16 protein-coding genes are annotated in these 16,660 nt (G+C 61.6%); 5 read left to right on the forward strand and 11 right to left on the reverse strand.

Annotated features, from left to right (window positions below; all coding sequences use genetic code 11):
• Positions 1–12: 12 nt before the first annotated feature.
• Together C5F53_RS03985 and C5F53_RS03990 are read left to right on the forward strand one after the other, a co-directional pair.
• Entirely contained in the window at positions 13–477 is a 465-nt protein-coding gene (locus C5F53_RS03985; RefSeq protein WP_105259999.1) for a (2Fe-2S)-binding protein, read from the forward strand.
• On the forward strand, positions 474–2,747 hold the full coding sequence (locus C5F53_RS03990; RefSeq protein WP_105260000.1) for a molybdopterin cofactor-binding domain-containing protein: 2,274 nt from the start codon (positions 474–476) through the stop codon (positions 2,745–2,747). Before C5F53_RS03985 ends, C5F53_RS03990 begins: the two co-directional genes overlap by 4 nt.
• Before the next feature lie 27 nt (positions 2,748–2,774).
• Here the strand turns inward: C5F53_RS03990 and C5F53_RS03995 are convergent, their stop codons facing one another.
• On the reverse strand, positions 2,775–3,191 hold the full coding sequence (locus C5F53_RS03995; protein WP_161499882.1) for an META domain-containing protein: 417 nt from the start codon (positions 3,189–3,191) through the stop codon (positions 2,775–2,777).
• A 116-nt stretch (positions 3,192–3,307) separates the two neighbouring features.
• Here C5F53_RS03995 and C5F53_RS04000 point away from each other — a divergent pair, with 116 nt between their 5' ends.
• Positions 3,308–4,018, forward strand: coding sequence for a phosphatase PAP2 family protein (locus tag C5F53_RS04000; RefSeq protein ID WP_105260002.1), 711 nt, complete (start codon positions 3,308–3,310; stop codon positions 4,016–4,018).
• Here C5F53_RS04000 and C5F53_RS04005 read toward each other — a convergent pair.
• Complete coding sequence (locus tag C5F53_RS04005; RefSeq protein WP_105260003.1) at positions 4,007–4,927, reverse strand: NAD-dependent epimerase/dehydratase family protein; 921 nt, start codon at positions 4,925–4,927, stop codon at positions 4,007–4,009. The two genes, C5F53_RS04000 and C5F53_RS04005, sit on opposite strands and share 12 nt — an antisense overlap.
• A 44-nt stretch (positions 4,928–4,971) precedes the next feature.
• Here C5F53_RS04005 and C5F53_RS04010 point away from each other — a divergent pair, with 44 nt between their 5' ends.
• On the forward strand, positions 4,972–6,024 hold the full coding sequence (locus C5F53_RS04010; RefSeq protein WP_105260004.1) for a CDP-6-deoxy-delta-3,4-glucoseen reductase: 1,053 nt from the start codon (positions 4,972–4,974) through the stop codon (positions 6,022–6,024).
• Between the two features lie 18 nt (positions 6,025–6,042).
• Here C5F53_RS04010 and C5F53_RS04015 read toward each other — a convergent pair whose 3' ends face one another.
• The 9 genes from C5F53_RS04015 to C5F53_RS04055 form a co-directional block, all read right to left on the reverse strand.
• Positions 6,043–6,429 carry a hypothetical protein gene (locus C5F53_RS04015; protein WP_105260005.1) on the reverse strand — a complete coding sequence of 129 codons (387 nt, stop codon included), beginning with the start codon at positions 6,427–6,429 and terminating at the stop codon, positions 6,043–6,045.
• Positions 6,430–6,598: 169 nt separating this feature from the next.
• On the reverse strand, positions 6,599–7,318 hold the full coding sequence (locus C5F53_RS04020; protein ID WP_105260006.1) for an ABC transporter ATP-binding protein: 720 nt from the start codon (positions 7,316–7,318) through the stop codon (positions 6,599–6,601).
• 9 nt (positions 7,319–7,327) lie between these two features.
• Positions 7,328–8,098, reverse strand: coding sequence for an ABC transporter ATP-binding protein (locus C5F53_RS04025; RefSeq protein ID WP_201740780.1), 771 nt, complete (start codon positions 8,096–8,098; stop codon positions 7,328–7,330).
• 60 nt (positions 8,099–8,158) lie between these two features.
• Positions 8,159–9,244 carry a branched-chain amino acid ABC transporter permease gene (locus C5F53_RS04030; protein ID WP_201740781.1) on the reverse strand — a complete coding sequence of 362 codons (1,086 nt, stop codon included), beginning with the start codon at positions 9,242–9,244 and terminating at the stop codon, positions 8,159–8,161.
• A 13-nt stretch (positions 9,245–9,257) separates the two neighbouring features.
• Entirely contained in the window at positions 9,258–10,187 is a 930-nt protein-coding gene (locus C5F53_RS04035; RefSeq protein WP_105260009.1) for a branched-chain amino acid ABC transporter permease, read from the reverse strand.
• Positions 10,188–10,409: 222 nt separating this feature from the next.
• Entirely contained in the window at positions 10,410–11,705 is a 1,296-nt protein-coding gene (locus C5F53_RS04040; protein WP_105260010.1) for a replication-associated recombination protein A, read from the reverse strand.
• Positions 11,706–11,723: 18 nt separating this feature from the next.
• Entirely contained in the window at positions 11,724–12,356 is a 633-nt protein-coding gene (gene lolA, locus C5F53_RS04045) for an outer membrane lipoprotein chaperone LolA (protein WP_201740782.1), read from the reverse strand.
• A gap of 57 nt (positions 12,357–12,413) precedes the next feature.
• Positions 12,414–14,738: a DNA translocase FtsK gene (locus C5F53_RS04050; RefSeq protein WP_105260011.1), complete on the reverse strand. Its 2,325-nt coding sequence runs from the start codon at positions 14,736–14,738 to the stop codon at positions 12,414–12,416.
• A 45-nt stretch (positions 14,739–14,783) separates the two neighbouring features.
• Positions 14,784–15,458 carry a Crp/Fnr family transcriptional regulator gene (locus tag C5F53_RS04055; RefSeq protein WP_105260012.1) on the reverse strand — a complete coding sequence of 225 codons (675 nt, stop codon included), beginning with the start codon at positions 15,456–15,458 and terminating at the stop codon, positions 14,784–14,786.
• Positions 15,459–15,595: 137 nt separating this feature from the next.
• Here C5F53_RS04055 and trxB point away from each other — a divergent pair, with 137 nt between their 5' ends.
• The gene (gene trxB / locus C5F53_RS04060) at positions 15,596–16,549 is read left to right on the forward strand and encodes a thioredoxin-disulfide reductase (RefSeq protein WP_105260013.1); all 954 of its coding nucleotides are present in this window, start codon (positions 15,596–15,598) and stop codon (positions 16,547–16,549) included.
• The last annotated feature ends 111 nt before the right edge of the window (positions 16,550–16,660 follow it).

Here is a 16,660-nt window from a genome sequence, read left to right on the forward strand (position 1 = left end):
GGAGTGCGCCCCATGGAACTCAACATCAATGGCAAGGCCGTCACGGCCGACGTCCCACCCGACATGCCCCTGCTCTGGGTGCTGCGCGACACCCTGAACATGACCGGCACCAAGTTTGGCTGCGGTGTCGCCGCCTGCGGTGCCTGCACGGTCCATGTGGATGGCCAGCCGGTACGCTCCTGCGTCATGCCAGCCTCTGCAGTGGTGGGCCAAAAGATCACCACCATCGAGGCCCTGGGCAGCCCCGACAAACTGCATGTGCTGCAAACAGCCTGGATTGCCGAGCAGGTGCCCCAGTGCGGCTACTGCCAAAGCGGCATGCTGATGGCCGCCGCCGCGCTCTTGGCCCGCAAACCCAAGCCCACCGACGCGGACATTGACGAGGCCATGACCAACATCTGCCGCTGCGGCACCTACCAGCGTGTGCGCGCCGCCATCCACCGCGCTGCCGGCCAACTGCAAGGAGCCGCAGCATGAAGCGCCGCACCTGGATACTGAGCGCCCTGGGCGCAACCGGTGCCTTGGTGGTGGGCTGGGGCGTGATGCCCGCCCGCTCCCGCATGGGCAGCGCCGAACTGATGCTGCCCGAAGGCGGCGAAGTGGCCCTGAACGGCTGGATCAAGGTGGCCACCGATGGCACGGTGGTGCTGGCCATGCCCCGCAGCGAAATGGGCCAGGGTGTGCACACCGCCCTGTCCATGCTGGTGGCTGAAGAGTTGGACCTGCCGCTGGCCAAGCTGCGGCTGCAACAGGCCGGACCTGACACCATTTATGGCAACGTGGTCATGCTCACCGCCACCCTGCCCTTCCACCCGCTGGAATCCGAGGGCGGCAGCAAACCCACCAAAGTGAAACTCGGCGAATGGTTTGTGGGCAAGATTGCGCGCGAGCTGGGTATCAATGCCACCGGCGGTTCATCCAGCGTGGCCGATGCCTGGGAGCCCCTGCGCACCGCTGCCGCCACAGCGCGCGCCGCCCTGCTGGAATCTGCAGCGAAGCAATGGCAAGTGCCGGCCTCCGAGCTGCGCATCACAGCAGGTGTGGTGCAACACGCCTCCGGTAAGACGGCCCATTTTGGAGAGTTGGCCGCGGGTGCGGCCGGTGTCAGCCCCAAAAATGTGAACCTCAAGGCCCGCGAACAATGGACTCTCTTGGGCAAGCCCACCCCGCGTGGCGACATTCCGGCCAAGACCACCGGGGCCGCGCAGTTCGGCATTGACGTGCGCCAGCCCGGCATGCTGTTCGCGAGCCTGCGTTTGGCGCCACAAATCGGCGGCAGCGTTCAAGCCCTGGATACCCAAGCGGCCCTGGCCCTACCCGGTGTACACAAGGTGGTGCCGCTGGAGGCACTGGGGGGCTCCACCGCCGGTTTTGCCGTAGTGGCCCAGACAACCTGGCACGCCCGCCAGGCCGCGCAGGCGGTGCAGGCGCAATGGGCAGCCCCGCCCAATGGGGCCCTGGACACCCAGGCCATTGAGGCCCGGATGCTGGAGGCGCTGAAGGCGGAAGACGGTTTTGCCTTTTACGAGAAAGGCGACGCCAACCAGGCCGAAGCGTCAGCCGCCAAGCTCGTAGAAGCGAGCTACCAGGCCCCCTACCTGGCGCACGCCACCATGGAGCCCATGAACTGCACTGCCCAAGTGAAGGACGGCAAGGTCACCGTGTGGGCGCCCACCCAGGTGCCCGAAATGGCGCGCGCCATGGCCGCCAAGGTGGTCGGTGTGGATGCCAAGGACGTGGCGCTGCACGTCACCCTGCTGGGAGGCGGCTTTGGGCGCCGGCTGGAGGTGGACTATGTCGCCCAGGCCGTGCAGGTCGCCATGGCGTGTGACGGCAAACCGGTGCAACTGGTCTGGTCGCGCGAGGAGGACATGACACACGACTTCTACCGCCCCATGCATGTGGCCCAGCTGCGCGCAGCGGTGGATGCACAAGGCCAGGTCAGCAGCCTGCGCATCAAATCGGCCGGTGATGCCATCAGCCCGCGCTGGATGGCCCGGGGATTGCCCGCCCTGTCGGGCCCGGTGGACATGCCGGACAAAACCACGGCCGAAGGCCTGTTTGACCTGCCTTATGGCTTTGCCCACCAGCACATGGCCCATGTAGCCACGCGCATGGAGGTTCCGGTAGGTTTTTGGCGCTCCGTGGGCCATTCACACAACGCATTTTTCTCGGAAAGTTTTATCGACGAGTTGGCCGCGGCCACCCAGAAGGATCCCTTGGGTTTCCGGCTGGCTTTGCTTAAAGATGCACCGCGCTACGCCGCCGTGCTGCAACTGGCGGCCGACAAGGCCCGCTGGGGCAGTGCCCTGCCCAAGGGGCATGCCATGGGCGTGGCTTTGCATGAGTCTTTTGGCTCCATCGTGGCGGAAATTGCCGAGGTGTCGCTGCAGGATGGTGTGCCGCGTGTGCACCGCGTGGTGTGCGCGGTGGACTGCGGCACCGTGGTCAACCCCGACACCGTGGCCCAACAGATGGAAAGCGCAGTGATTTTTGGATTAAGCGCTGCGCTCTACGGCAAGGTCGACATCCAGGACGGTGTGGTACAGCAGACCAACTTTCCCACCTACCCGGTGGTGCAGCTGGCGCAAGCGCCCAAAGTGGAAACCTACATCGTGTCCAGCACCCGGGCGCCCGGTGGAGTCGGCGAACCGGGAGTGCCGCCGATTGCCCCTGCCGTGGCGAATGCGGTGTTTGCACTCACCGGGCAACGCCACCGCCGCTTGCCTTTGGTCAAAGCCACCTGACGCCACGCTTGGCAGCAGACAGCGCGTTTATTTTTTGGCAAAACGGGCCAGGGTCTGGCCCGCTGCGTCTTGCAGCACCAGTTGCCCGTCCACCAGGCGCACGGTGTGAGCCGACTCCAGCACTTTGAAGAAACGGTCTTCCTGACCACCCTGAGGCAGCACCACGCACAGACGGCCCGTGGCTGCCAGGCGCCCGACTTGCAGCGCCCCTTGGTTCACCACCGCACGGCCGGCAAAGGCATTGCAGCCACCGGAGCCCGAAATTTGCTCGGCAGATGACCAGCGCAGGCGCGGCACAGGCTCCGCCAGCGCCGCAATCCCGGCAATCTGGACGGCCACCCACTCGTTGCCCACCAAGGCCGCGCCGGATGTCGGCAGCCCCGTCAACTGCGGCGATGGCACTACACAGGCCGACAAAAGCAACACCAACATACTGGGTGTCATCCAACGACAAAAGAGAGACAAAGCCATACAACGGACAGGTAATGAAAGAACGCACATCTTAAACACCGGGTGAATTGCCGCACAATCACCGACTTTCTGCCCCAAAACCGCACACCATGCCCACCGATACCGCGAGCCCGGCCCCTACCACACCCCGTCTGTTTCTCGCGGTGCTGGCGCTGTCCGTGGTGGCCGCGCTGGTGCCCACCGTATGGCCTGTGGCAGATTTGACGCTGGCAGGTTTGTTCACCGGTACCTCTCCGACCATTGCCTCCGCAGGCTGGTGGTGGGTTGTTGGCATCAACCTGTATGTTCCAGCCCTGTTTCGCGTCGGTCTGGCCCTGTGTTTTGTGGCCTGGCTGGTTGTGACCTTTGGCAAGCGCTGGAAAACCTGGCGCCTGCCACTGGCATTTGTGGTGGTGGCTGGCATCATGGGCCCGGGCGTAGTGGTCAACGCAGTGTTCAAGGAACACTGGCAGCGTGCACGCCCCTACCAGGTTGAAAACTTTGGCGGAGCCCAGCAATTCACGCGCGCCGCGGTCATGACCGATCAATGCAACAACAACTGCTCTTTCGTCAGCGGCCATGTGGCGTGCGGTTTTTTCTTTGCAACGTTGTTGCTAGTGCACCGCCGTCGCCAGGTCGCGTGGGCACTGGTGGGAACGTCCGCAGGCTTGGTCGTTGGGTTTGCGCGTATGTCAGACGTAGCGCACTGGTTCAGCGATGTGCTGTGGGCCTACCCTATCACCCTGGCCACGAGCTGGCTGGTGTGGCGCGGGCTGGTGTACGCCTACCAATGGCGCGACGGGCGCCGATCAAGCACCTGACAGCAAACCGGAGTGCACGCTGGGATAGCGCAGTTGCAAGCGCAGCTCCTGCACCATGCGCGTATTCACCAGCCGGCGCGACTCGTCCATGAAACTGAGCAACATCACTGGCAGCTGATCGCGCGCGCTGCTGCGCGATAGGCGGGGCGGGCGTGGCAGACCATACAGATCGGCCGCCAAGTCAAAGTAATCGCCCATCTTGAGCTCGGAATGGTCACTCACGTTGTAAAGGCGCTGGGGCAGACCCAGCCAGAGCGCACGCCAGCAGGCGCGGGCCAGGTCATCGGCATGGATATGGTTGGTGTAGACGTCTTCGGCCGGTAGCAGCACGGGTGTGCCCTTGGCCAAACGGGATTGCGGTGTGCCACCTTCCCGGTCAGGCGCGTAGATGCCCGGAATACGCAGCACCGACACCCGCACCCCACTGCTGCGCCCCCAGAAACGCATGGCGTACTCGGCTTGTACGCGGCGCTGGGCGCGTGGCGTCTGGGGTGCCAGTGCCCGTGTTTCGGCCACCCGCGCGCCCTGGCAATCGCCATAGACCCCGCTGGTGGACGCGTACACCACACTGCGGGGGGCACTGCGGCGGCGCAAGATGCGGGTCAAAGCCAGGGCACGGGGGTCCGTCCAGCCCTCGGAGGGCGGCGGTGCCAGGTACACCACCCGCTGGGCCAGACCCGCCAGGCGGCGCAGGGTCTGGGCCCTGTCCAGATTGCCCACCAGGGGCGTGGCCCCCAATGCGCGCAAGGCAGGAATGCGCTCCACGGTCGACGTGAGTGCCAGCCAACGGCCCTGCGGGCGCTGGGCCTTGAGCAAACGTACCCCCACGTCGCCACAGCCCAGCACGAGCACCCGCTCTTTGCGAAAGCGGGAGGGCAAGGCGCCGAGGGGGGATTGGTTTGAAGGCAAAATTGAGGGTTGATGACTTGAGAGTCCCCGAGGATACCCAAAAGATGACCGTTTCCCCCGCCAGCCACGCCGCCTTCTCCATCACTGTACAGCCCAGCGGCCGGGTGTTCACGGCAGATTCCGATGAAACCGTACTGGCCGCTGGCATCCGCCACGGCATTGGCCTGCCGTATGGTTGCAAAGATGGCGCCTGTGGCTCCTGCAAATGCAAAAAAATCAGTGGCGAGGTAGTACACGGCCCGCACCAGGCCAAGGCCCTGAGTGCCGAAGAAGCAGCGCAAGGCCTGATCCTGACCTGCTGCGCCGTGCCCCAGAGTGATGTGGTGCTCGAATCGCGCCAGGTGACCGAACAAGGCGCCTTGCCGATCAAGAAGATGCCCACCCGCGTAACAACCATGACACGCCGGTCCGATGACGTGATGGTGCTGAACCTGCAGCTGCCGGCCAACGACAGCTTTTTGTACCGGGCGGGCCAGTATGTGGAGTTCATCCTACGCGATGGCGCACGCCGCAGTTACTCGATGGCGAACACACCGGGCCAAGCCAATGCGCTGGAGCTACACATCCGCCATATGCCCGGGGGCAAGTTCACCGACCATGTGTTTGGCGCCATGAAGGAGAAAGAAATTCTGCGCATCGAGGGGCCGTTCGGCTCGTTTTTCCTGCGCGAGGACTCCGATGCACCTATGGTGTTTCTGGCGTCGGGCACCGGCTTTGCCCCGATCAAGGCACTGCTGGAACACATGCAGGTCCATGACATCCAGCGTCCGGTCACCGTCTACTGGGGTGGCCGGCGTCCCGCCGATCTGTACATGGACACCTGGCTCCGGGCCCAGCAGGGAAACATGCCCCAGCTGCGTTATGTGCCCGTGGTGTCGGATGCGCAGGCAGAAGACGGATGGACGGGTCGCACTGGTTTTGTGCACCGTGCGGTGCTGGAGGACTTCCCCGATTTGTCACGCCACCAGATTTATGCCTGCGGAGCGCCGATTGTGGTGGATTCCGCCCGCCGCGATTTCACGCGCGAAGCGGGGTTGCCCGAAGAGGCTTTCTTTGCCGATGCGTTCACCTCCGAGGCGGACAAAGCCGCCCCGTAAGGCGCGCGCACCTAGCGATCAGGAACCGGCCGTCGAGGCGCGGTGTTTGCGATCCCGCTTGCCGTTGTGGTTCAAGTCGGTCTGGCGGTCGTGTTTTTGCTGGCGCACGTCCTTGCTTTGCGCCTGCTGCAGGTGACCAATACGCTTACGTTCCTTGGCCGTGACTACACCATCTGCAGCAGCATGCGCCTGTGCACGGTCTACCACTGCATCCTCGCGGTTCAAACGTTTGGTCTCGTGTGGGGTGAGCTGGCCGGAGGCCACGCCCTGCTCCACACGTTTTTCCATATTGGCTTCGCGTTGGTCAATCTTGGGGGTCGCCAGTGGGTCTTTGGGCGTGCCTTGCGCGAAAACAGCGCCCGAGGCCAACAGCACCAAACTGGTCAGCAGAGCATGAATTTTCATCGTGAACTCCTGGGTTGTGCATGGAAAAACTCCATGTGCTTACAACGCAGGCCACGATGCCAGCCATGACATCGGCAATGCAAAGCCAAGTAACAAGGTGTAGCTTGGCAAAATTGCCAAGCTACACCTTGTGGGGGTTCCGGAGCGGACTCCGAAAATTGAAGCGGGCTTACTCGCCGAGGTACGCGGCGCGCACCTTGGGGTCGGTCAACATGTCGGATGCCTTGCCCGTCATGGTGACAATACCGGACTCCATGACATAACCACGGTTGGCAATGGACAGGGCACGGCTGGCGTTTTGCTCCACCAGCAGCACGGTGACGCCCTGGGCGTACACGTCTTTCACCACTTCAAAAATCTTGTCCACCATGATGGGGGACAGTCCCATGGAGGGTTCGTCCAGCAGCAGTACCTTAGGGCGGCTCATCAGGGCACGGCCCATGGCCAGCATTTGTTGCTCGCCACCGGACATGGTGCCGGCCAACTGGTCCTTGCGTTCGCGCAGGCGCGGGAAGATGGTGAACATCTTTTCCATGTCGGCCGCGATGCCATCCTTGTCGTTGCGGATGTAGGCGCCCATCTGCAGGTTCTCAATAATGGTCATGCGTGTGAACACACCGCGACCTTCCGGCACCATGGCCAGACCTTGTTTGACCAAGTCCCAAGGGCCTTGGCCTTTGATGCTTTTGCCAAGGTATTCAATATCGCCAGCGTTGATGGGCAAGGTGCCTGTGATGGCTTTCATGGTGGTGGTCTTGCCGGCACCGTTGGAGCCGATCAAAGAAACCAGTTCGCCTTCGTGGACTTCGAAATCCACACCTTTGACGGCCTGGATGCCGCCATACGAGACCTTCAGGCCTTTAACTTTGAGCAGAGTCTGGGTTGTCATGCGTATTCCTTAGTGGCCGCTCGTGCCCAAGTAGGCCTCAATCACTTTTGCGTTCTTCTGTACTTCGGCGGGTGTGCCTTCGGCAATTTGTTTGCCGTAGTCCAGCACCGTCACGCGGTCGCACAGGCCCATCACCAGCTTCACATCGTGTTCGATCAGCAGAATGGTGCGGTTGTCGTTGCGGATGCGGTCAATCAACTCGCGCAGCATGACCTTCTCGGTGGCGTTCATGCCGGCGGCGGGTTCGTCCAGTGCAATCAGCTGCGGGTCGGTGGCCAGGGCACGGGCGATTTCCAGGCGGCGCTGGTCACCATAACTCAGCGTGCGGGCCTTGTAGTCAGCAAACTTGCCAATGCCTACATAGTCCAGCAACTCTTGCGCGCGCTTGGCAATGGCAAGTTCCTCGGCCTTGAAGCCGGGGGTGCGAAACACGGCGCCCAGCAAGCCAGAGTGGGTGCGGATGTGGCGGCCAACCATCACGTTTTCCAGCGCCGTCATTTCGGCGAACAAACGGATGTTCTGGAAGGTGCGGGCAATACCGGCTTTGGCCACGGTGTGCACCGCGGTGGGCTGGTAGGCCTTGCCGGCCAACTCGAAGCTGCCGCTGTCGGGGGTATAGAGCCCCGTCAACACGTTGAAGAAGGTGGTCTTGCCGGCGCCGTTGGGGCCGATCAGGCCATACACCTGGCCACGTTCAATTTTGATGCCGACATCGCTCAGGGCTTGCAAACCACCAAACCGCTTGGAGACGCCGGAGACGTTAAGTACTGTATCTGTCATGTTGGATTCCATTCAGTGAAGGGCAGCCGCGTGCGCATGCGCTGGGCTGCCCTGCAAGATTCAGGTTTTGGCGCTTTGCAAAGACTTGCCGTGCTCTGGCGCAGGCCACAAGCCGCGCGGGCGCAGCAGCATCACGCTAATCATGGCCAAGGCGATGAGCAGCTGGCGCAGGATGGAGGCATCCAGACGGCCACCGGTCATGGCTTGCAAAGGACCGGCCACATAACGCAGCACTTCAGGCAAGGCGGAAAGCAGGATGGCGCCCAGAATGACACCAGGCAAATGGCCCACGCCGCCCAGCACCACCATGGCCACAATCATCACCGACTCCATCAGGCTGAAGGACTCAGGCGAGATGAAACCCTGGAAGGCAGCAAACATGGCACCCGACACACCACCGAAGGTGGCGCCCATACCGAAGGCGAGCAGTTTGGCATTGCGGGTGTTGATACCCATGGCCTTGGCGGCAATTTCGTCTTCACGGATCGCCATCCAGGCGCGGCCTACGCGGGACAGCTCCAGGCGGTGGCAGATGATCACGCTGACCACCACCAGGGTGAGGAACAGGTAGTAATACAGCGTGACAGAGGACAGCTCAAAGCCGGCAATGTTGAGCCGCTTGCCCAGGCTGATGCCAAAAAACTGGATCGCGTCGATCTGGCCAATGCCCTTGGGGCCGTTGGTGATGTTGACGGGGTGGTCCAGGTTGTTCAGGAACACCCGGATGATTTCACCAAAACCCAGGGTCACGATGGCCAGGTAGTCACCACGCAAGCGCAAGGTGGGTGCACCCAGCAAGATGCCCAGCACCCCGGCTAAGGCCGCCGCTAGCGGAATCACGACCCACAGCGGGGTGTGCAGCCCGTTGGGGAACATGGCGGCAATGATGGGGAAGGTTTCTGGCAAATGGGGCGATGCCATCAGGCCAAACATATAGGCACCGATGGCGAAGAAGGCCACGTAACCCAAGTCCAGCAGACCGGCGTAGCCGACCACGATGTTCAGGCCCAGGGACAGCAGCACAAACAGCAGCGCCATGTCGGCAATACGCACCCAGGCGTTACCAAAGCCTTGCAGCACCAGTGGCAGGATCAGCAGGCCTGCTGCAGCCACCAGCATGGTAATCAGTCGTTTTTGAGAATTCATGTGTTGGGTCTCCTTAGGCACGATCGGCTACACGCTCACCCAGCAAGCCGGAGGGGCGCAGTGTCAACACGATGATCAGAACAACAAAAGCAAAGATGTCGGAGTAATGGCTGCCCAGCACGCCGCCGGTCAGGGCACCGATGTAACCGGCGCCAATGGACTCGATCAGGCCCAGCAAAATGGCACCGACCACGGCACCCGCCAGGTTGCCAATGCCGCCAAACACCGCAGCAGTAAAGGCCTTCAGGCCTGGCAGGAAGCCCATGGCGTGTTGTGCGGTACCGTAGTTGGAGGCGTACATCACACCGGCAATGGCGGCCAACACGGCACCAATGATGAAGGTAGCAGAAATCACCATGTCAGGCTTCACGCCCATCAGACCCGCGACGCGGGGATTCTCAGCGGTAGCGCGCATGGCACGACCCAGCTTGGTGTAGTTCACCAGCCACATCAGCAGCGCCAGGGACACCGCTGTTACGCCCAGAATCATGACTTGCGTTGGGGTGATCACCGCGCCGGCAATATCAATGGGGGTGTTGGGCAAGAGCGTGGGATAGGACTTGTAGTTGGGCTTCCAGATGATCATGGCCAGCGTTTGCAGCAAGATAGACATGCCGATGGCAGTGATCAGGGGGGCCAGTTTGGGACTGTTGCGCAGGGGGCGGTAAGCCACCTTCTCAATCACAAAGTTCAGCGTGGCAGCAACCACGCAGGCAATGATGAGGGCCAGAAAAAGGATGATGAAGCCGGGGGTACCGGGCATCGCATCCTGCATGAGACCAATCATGGTCCAACTGGTGAGGGCTCCCACCATCACCACTTCGCCGTGGGCAAAGTTGATCAGGTTGATGATGCCGTACACCATCGTATAGCCCAGCGCGATGAGCGCATACATGCTACCCAACACCAGACCGTTGATGATCTGCTGTATCAAAATATCCATAGAAAACTCCGTTGTTCTTGGGTGCGAACGGCATGGCCGTTAACACTGGTGGCGTTAGACCATCGAAAGCAATAAGCCTGCCACGTCAGGTTCACTGGCGGTGCAGGCAAAAGCAGTGCCGCGATTCTAGCGAGGTCGCGCTGGGGGGTCTTGGGGCGGCGGGGTGGGTTTACCCTTGAGCGCCATGCCAATTTGGCAACTCATGGCGCATTTCATGCACTATTAGTTTTTCTTCTGATTGCGTGTTTTCAGCTCGCGCAGCTTCTCACCAATACGAATCTCCAGCCCCCGCTCTACAGGTCGGTAAAACTGCGTATCAGCCATGCCATCCGGCAGGTACTGTTCACCCGCTGCAAAGCCACCCTCTTCGTCATGCGCGTACCGGTAGCCCTTGCCGTAGTCCAGCTCTTTCATGAGTTTGGTGGGGGCGTTGCGCAAATGCATGGGCACCGGGCGGGTGCCGTCTTTTTTGATGAAGGCCTTGGCTTCGTTGAAGGCCTTGTAGACCGCGTTCGATTTAGGGGCCACTGCCAAATAAATCACGCACTCGGCCAGGGCCAGTTCACCTTCGGGGCTGCCCAGGCGCTCGTACACATCGGCCGCGTCCAGCGCCATACGCAGCGCACGCGGGTCGGCCAAGCCAATGTCTTCAGCCGCCATGCGGATGAGGCGGCGTGCCATGTAGCGCGGGTCGGCCCCACCATCCAGCATGCGCACAAACCAGTAGAGCGAGGCATCGGGGTCCGAACCGCGCACGCTTTTGTGCAGGGCCGAGATGGTGTCGTAAAACTGCTCGCCCCCCTTGTCGTAGCGGCGCATGCGCTCGCCCAGCACCTTCAGCAGCCAGACGTCGGTGATCTCGCCTACTTTCTCTTGCACGGCGGCCACCGCCAGGGTTTCCAGTGTGTTGAGCAGGCGCCGGGCATCGCCATCGGCGTAGGCGATAAGCCGATCAGTCGCTATGGTTTCAATAGCTGGCAGCGCAGACTGCGCCTGGGCTCGGGTCACTATTTGCTTTAAATTTTCGGCATCCAGCGGCTGCAGCACATAAACCGCGGCGCGCGACAGCAAGGCCGAGTTCACCTCGAACGAGGGGTTCTCGGTGGTGGCGCCGATGAAGGTGAACAGGCCGCTTTCCACATGCGGCAAAAACGCATCTTGCTGGCTTTTGTTGAAGCGGTGCACCTCATCCACAAACACAATGGTGCGGCGTTGCTCCAGCCCGTCACGTGCCAGCAGGGCCTGCTCCACCGCCTCGCGGATGTCTTTGATGCCGCCCAGCACCGCGCTGATGGTGATGAACTGCGCGTCGAACGCATCGGCCATGAGCCGCGCAATCGTGGTCTTGCCGACACCGGGTGGCCCCCAGAGGATGCAACTGTGCGGCTGGCCTGACTCAAACGCCAGGCGCAGCGCCATGCCGTCGCCCAGCAGGTGCTGCTGGCCAATCACCTCACCCAGCGTCTTGGGGCGCAGCAGCTCGGCCAGCGGCTGGTGTTTGGATGGCGGTGGTGCCATGGCGCAGACGCTACTGACTTACTGCCGCACTACGTCCGCGCCCACCGGGGGCTTGAACGTGAAGGCGCCGGCGTCCAGCGCCGCGTTGGGTTGAAAGCCCACAAAACTCAGCACCGAACGCTGGCCAAAGCTGTCCAAAATCTCCAGCACCGCCAGTTGGTCCTGTTTGAAGCCCACACGCACCTGCTGCAGCTGGCTGTCCTTAGCCTTGGGCGTGCCTTGCACCCACTGCAGGCCATCTTTGTCCGGCGCATCGGCCAGTGCAAAGTCGGCTTGCAGGGCTTTCAGGTCGGGCGCTGCCGCAATCAGCGCAGCCGGCGTGGAACCCAGGGCGGCAGACTGTTTGCGCGCCGTGACCTGGTTCAGGTCCACATCAAACAGCCACAGCGTCTGCCCGTCGGCCACGATGGTTTGTTCGAACGGTTTTTTGTAGACAAACTTGAAACGGCTGGGCCGGGCAAACTCAAAACTGCCACTGGACACCTTGTTGCGCGCAACCTGCCCCTCTTTGGCGGGAGACGTCACCACCTGGGAAAACTCGGCCTTGCCACTTTTCACCGTCTTCACGAAGGTTTCCAAGCTTTCCAGGCCTCCAGCCCTCGCCGATATTGCGCAAGCAGCTATCAAAATAAGAGCAATTTGTTTGATCATGGTCTATTCAGTTGGGGTCAGAGCACGTGTGCTGCGCACAGTGCTCTGACCCACAAGTTATTCGGAACGGGCCGGCACCAAAATCTCACGCTGACCGCTGCCGCTCATGGAACTCACCAGCCCGGCTTTTTCCATGTCCTCCACCAGCCGCGCGGCGCGGTTGTAGCCAATCTTCAGGTGGCGCTGCACCAGCGAGATGCTGGCCTTGCGGTTCTTCAGCACCACTTCCACGGCCTGGTCGTACATCGGGTCCTTCTCGCCGCTGGCGTCGCCACCACCGCCCTCGCCGTCTTCACCATCCACCGTGCCACCTTCGAGCACGCCTTCGATGTAGTCGGGTTCGCCTTGGCTCTTCAGATAACTCACAACGCGGTGCACCTCTTCATCGCTGACAAACGCACCGTGTACACGAATCGGCAGGCCGGTGCCACTGGGCATATAGAGCATGTCGCCCATGCCCAGCAAGGCTTCAGCCCCCATCTGGTCCAGGATGGTGCGGCTGTCGATCTTGCTACTCACCTGGAACGCAATACGCGTCGGGATGTTGGCCTTGATCAGGCCGGTGATCACGTCCACGCTGGGGCGCTGGGTCGCCAAGATCAAGTGAATACCGGCAGCGCGGGCCTTCTGCGCCAGGCGCGCAATCAGTTCTTCAATCTTCTTGCCCACCACCATCATCAGGTCGGCCAACTCGTCGATCACCACCACGATGTGCGGCAGGCGATTCAACGGTTCGGGGCTCTCGGGCGTCAGGCTGAAGGGGTTGTAGATGAACTCGCCCTTGGCCTTGGCATCGTCGATCTTGACGTTGTAACCCGCCAGGTTGCGCACGCCCATTTTGCTCATGAGCTTGTAGCGTTTTTCCATCTCGGCCACGCACCAGTTCAGGCCGTGCGCGGCCTGGCGCATATCGGTCACCACGGGCGCCAGCAAATGCGGAATACCTTCGTACACTGACATTTCCAGCATCTTGGGGTCGATCATCAGCAGGCGCACATCGCGCGCTTCGGCCTTGTAGAGCAAGGACAGAATCATCGCGTTGATACCTACCGATTTACCGGAACCGGTCGTACCCGCCACCAACACGTGTGGCATCTTGGCCAAGTCGGCAACCACCGGGTTGCCCACGATGTCTTTGCCTAGGCCCATGGTCAACATGGACTTGGCTTCGTTGTAGACCTGCGAACCCAAAATTTCGGACAGCTTGATGCTCTGGCGCTTGGCGTTGGGCAATTCCAGCGCCATGTAGTTTTTGCCGGGGATGGTTTCCACCACGCGGATAGAAACAAGACTGAGCGAACGCGCCAAGTCCTTGGCCAGGCCCACGATCTGCGAACCCTTCACGCCTGTGGCGGGCTCGATTTCATAGCGCGTAATCACCGGGCCGGGCTGGGCCAGCACCACCCGCACTTCCACGCCAAAGTCCTTGAGCTTTTTCTCGATCATGCGGCTGGTCATTTCCAGCGTTTCGGGGGCCACAGTTTCCTGGCGCAGTTGCGCACCGTCCAGCAAATCGACCTGCGGCAGCTTGCTGTCGGGCATTTCGGTGAACAGCGGTTTTTGCCGCTCCTTGGCCACACGTTCGCTGCGTGGTAACTCCACGATGACGGGCTCAATCAGCACCGGCGTGGGGTGGTGAATTTCTTCTTCCTCGCGCTCTTCCAGGAACACCTCTTCGCGCTCGCGCACGGCCAATTGGCCCAGCTCACGGTCCTGGGCCTCCTCGCGCTTCTCACGACGAGACTCCAACAGCGAATCCAGCCGAGCGCCGATGCGCTCCGCCGTACGCGTCCAGGAGAAACCAAACACCATCGCCGACCCCAACACTCCCAGAGCAATTGCCACCAAACCCGCACCTGCAAAGCCCAACCAGCGCAGCGCCCAGGGTCCCACGAGTTGCCCTAGCGCACCACCACTGCTGCCTGGCAAAAATGCTTCCAGGCGGTACAGGCGGGCCCACTCCAGTGAGGTGCTGGCACACAGCAGCAGCAGCAAACCCACACCGACAATCCAGGCGCCGTGTTTGGCAAGCCCCGCAACCGAGGCATTCGCCCCCTCACCGCGCAAACGGCTGGCCAGCAGGGACAACCAGACGCGCCAACCGGCAGCCACACACCACCAGACCGAAAAGCCCAACACAAAGTAGCTCACATCAGCCATCCAGGCGCCCAATCGGCCCACCTGGTTATGCATGGCCATGCCGGTACCCGAGGTAGACCAGGCTGGGTCCTGCGGCGAATAGCTCAGGAGGGCAATCACCCACAGCAGCAAGGCGATAAACCCCGCAACCAAGGCGATTTCATTGACGAAGCGCACCGCCCCCGAGGGCGGGCCGGACGCCTCTTGCGAAGAAGAATTCAAGGTATGGAGTGAATAGGTCATTTCGTTCGCTGGTACTTCACCAGCTGCTACCAATAGGGAGGCGGCTTACCGCGGCTTGGAGCGACGCTCCCAGACACGCAAGCCACCTTCTTTGAGCGTTTGCACAAAGCCCTGCTCTTCAAAATCCTTCATAACACGGCTCACCATTTCGCGGGAGGCCCCCACCATCTTGGCCAGATCCAGGCGCGAGATTTTTTCGCGAATCAGCAACTCGCCATGCTCGTTGGGCTCGGCGGTGTCAAGCAGCACGTTGGCCACACGTCCATAGACCCCCATCAGCGCCAGCGAGACGATTTTTTGGTCGGCATTGCGCAGGCGCTGCACCAGACCGCGCATGACCGCAGAGGCGATGGCCGTGTTTTCGCTGACGCAGCGCGTGAAATCGTCGCGCCCCAGCACCAGCACATCCATTTGCGTATCAGCCACCACGGTCGCCGAATGCGCCTCGTTGTCAATCAGGCTCATCTCGCCAATATAGTCGCCGGCTTTGAGCGTGGCCACAATCACTTCACGGGCCTTGCTGTCGGTCATGACCACATGCGCCCGCCCTGCCAATATGAGGAACAGGGCATTCGAATTCTTCCCCTGCTCCACCACATTGGAGCCCCGCTTGATGCGCTCCTTGGCCACATTGGCGGCCAGGGAGTCGACTTGTGCAGGGGTGAGCATGGCAAACAGCGGCACCCTGCGTATCAATTCCTGGTTACTCAGCATTGCCATTGGTCTGGTCCCTGAATTTTGAATGCCGGTTTCTTACAATCGAACGGTTCGATACAACACAGTCCCTTGATTCACCAAGGGCCGCCCCGAAATGTACACGGCCAGCCACCCGGCTTTCCGACCACAAAGGTTACAACATGTCCTCTACCAAACACGCCAAGGTCCTGATCTTGGGATCTGGCCCCGCAGGCTACACCGCAGCGGTCTATGCCGCCCGCGCCAACCTCAATCCCGTGCTGATCACCGGCATGGCCCAGGGTGGCCAACTCATGACCACCACCGAAGTGGACAACTGGCCTGCCGACGTGCACGGCGTGCAGGGCCCCGAGCTGATGCAGCGCTTTCTGGAGCACGCCGAGCGCTTCAAAACCGAGGTGGTGTTTGACCACATTGGCGCCGTGGACCTGTCCAAGCGGCCCTTCACCCTGACCGGCGACAGCGGCACCTACACCTGCGACTCGCTGATCATCTCTACCGGCGCCTCTGCCAAATACCTGGGCCTGCCGTCCGAGACGGCCTTTATGGGCCGCGGTGTCTCCGGCTGTGCCACCTGCGATGGCTTCTTTTACCGCAACGAGATCTGCTGCGTGGTGGGCGGTGGCAACACTGCTGTGGAAGAAGCGCTGTACCTCTCCAACATCGCCAGCAAGGTCTACCTGGTGCATCGCCGCGACAAGTTCAAGGCCGAGCCCATTCTGGTGGACAAGCTGATGGAAAAGGTGGCCGCAGGCAAAATTGAGCTGAAGACCTTCCAAACCCTGGACGAAGTGCTGGGCGACGCCTCTGGCGTAACCGGCATCCGCCTCAAGAGCACCACCGACGGAACCACCGAAGACATCACCCTCAAAGGTTGCTTCATCGCCATTGGCCACTCGCCCAACACCGACATCTTCCAAGGCCAGCTGGAGCTGGAAAACGGCTATATCGTGACCCAGGGCGGCCTCAAGGGTTTTGCCACCCAGACCAGCACCCCCGGTGTGTTTGCCGCCGGCGACGTGCAGGACCATGTGTACCGCCAGGCCATTACCAGCGCCGGCACGGGTTGCATGGCTGCGCTGGACGCCCAGCGCTTTCTGGAACAACAAGAATAGGCTGTTTGCGGCCTGCGGGCCAAAACGGCTATAATCCAAGGCTTTGCTGAGTGCGCCCCGTGAGGGGCCTGCCTGTTTCAGGCACTCTGTGAGTTCCGCCAATAGCCTTGG

Source organism: Rhodoferax sp. TS-BS-61-7 (assembly GCF_002943465.1).
GTDB lineage: Bacteria > Pseudomonadota > Gammaproteobacteria > Burkholderiales > Burkholderiaceae_C > Allorhodoferax.

Bases quoted from the DNA above. Each gene is read 5' to 3' on its own strand.
- C5F53_RS03985 (WP_105259999.1), top strand. From the start codon at position 13: ATGGAACTCAACATCAATGGCAAGGCCGTCACGGCCGACGTCCCACCC.
- C5F53_RS04050 (WP_105260011.1), bottom strand. From the start codon at position 14,738: ATGACCTATTCACTCCATACCTTGAATTCTTCTTCGCAAGAGGCGTCC.
- C5F53_RS03990 (WP_105260000.1), top strand. From the start codon at position 474: ATGAAGCGCCGCACCTGGATACTGAGCGCCCTGGGCGCAACCGGTGCC.
- C5F53_RS04025 (WP_201740780.1), bottom strand. From the start codon at position 8,098: ATGACAGATACAGTACTTAACGTCTCCGGCGTCTCCAAGCGGTTTGGT.
- C5F53_RS04015 (WP_105260005.1), bottom strand. From the start codon at position 6,429: ATGAAAATTCATGCTCTGCTGACCAGTTTGGTGCTGTTGGCCTCGGGC.
- C5F53_RS03995 (WP_161499882.1), bottom strand. From the start codon at position 3,191: ATGACACCCAGTATGTTGGTGTTGCTTTTGTCGGCCTGTGTAGTGCCA.
- C5F53_RS04030 (WP_201740781.1), bottom strand. From the start codon at position 9,244: ATGAATTCTCAAAAACGACTGATTACCATGCTGGTGGCTGCAGCAGGC.
- C5F53_RS04000 (WP_105260002.1), top strand. From the start codon at position 3,308: ATGCCCACCGATACCGCGAGCCCGGCCCCTACCACACCCCGTCTGTTT.
- C5F53_RS04010 (WP_105260004.1), top strand. From the start codon at position 4,972: ATGACCGTTTCCCCCGCCAGCCACGCCGCCTTCTCCATCACTGTACAG.
- trxB (WP_105260013.1), top strand. From the start codon at position 15,596: ATGTCCTCTACCAAACACGCCAAGGTCCTGATCTTGGGATCTGGCCCC.
- C5F53_RS04055 (WP_105260012.1), bottom strand. From the start codon at position 15,458: ATGGCAATGCTGAGTAACCAGGAATTGATACGCAGGGTGCCGCTGTTT.
- C5F53_RS04020 (WP_105260006.1), bottom strand. From the start codon at position 7,318: ATGACAACCCAGACTCTGCTCAAAGTTAAAGGCCTGAAGGTCTCGTAT.
- C5F53_RS04040 (WP_105260010.1), bottom strand. From the start codon at position 11,705: ATGGCACCACCGCCATCCAAACACCAGCCGCTGGCCGAGCTGCTGCGC.
- C5F53_RS04035 (WP_105260009.1), bottom strand. From the start codon at position 10,187: ATGGATATTTTGATACAGCAGATCATCAACGGTCTGGTGTTGGGTAGC.
- lolA (WP_201740782.1), bottom strand. From the start codon at position 12,356: ATGATCAAACAAATTGCTCTTATTTTGATAGCTGCTTGCGCAATATCG.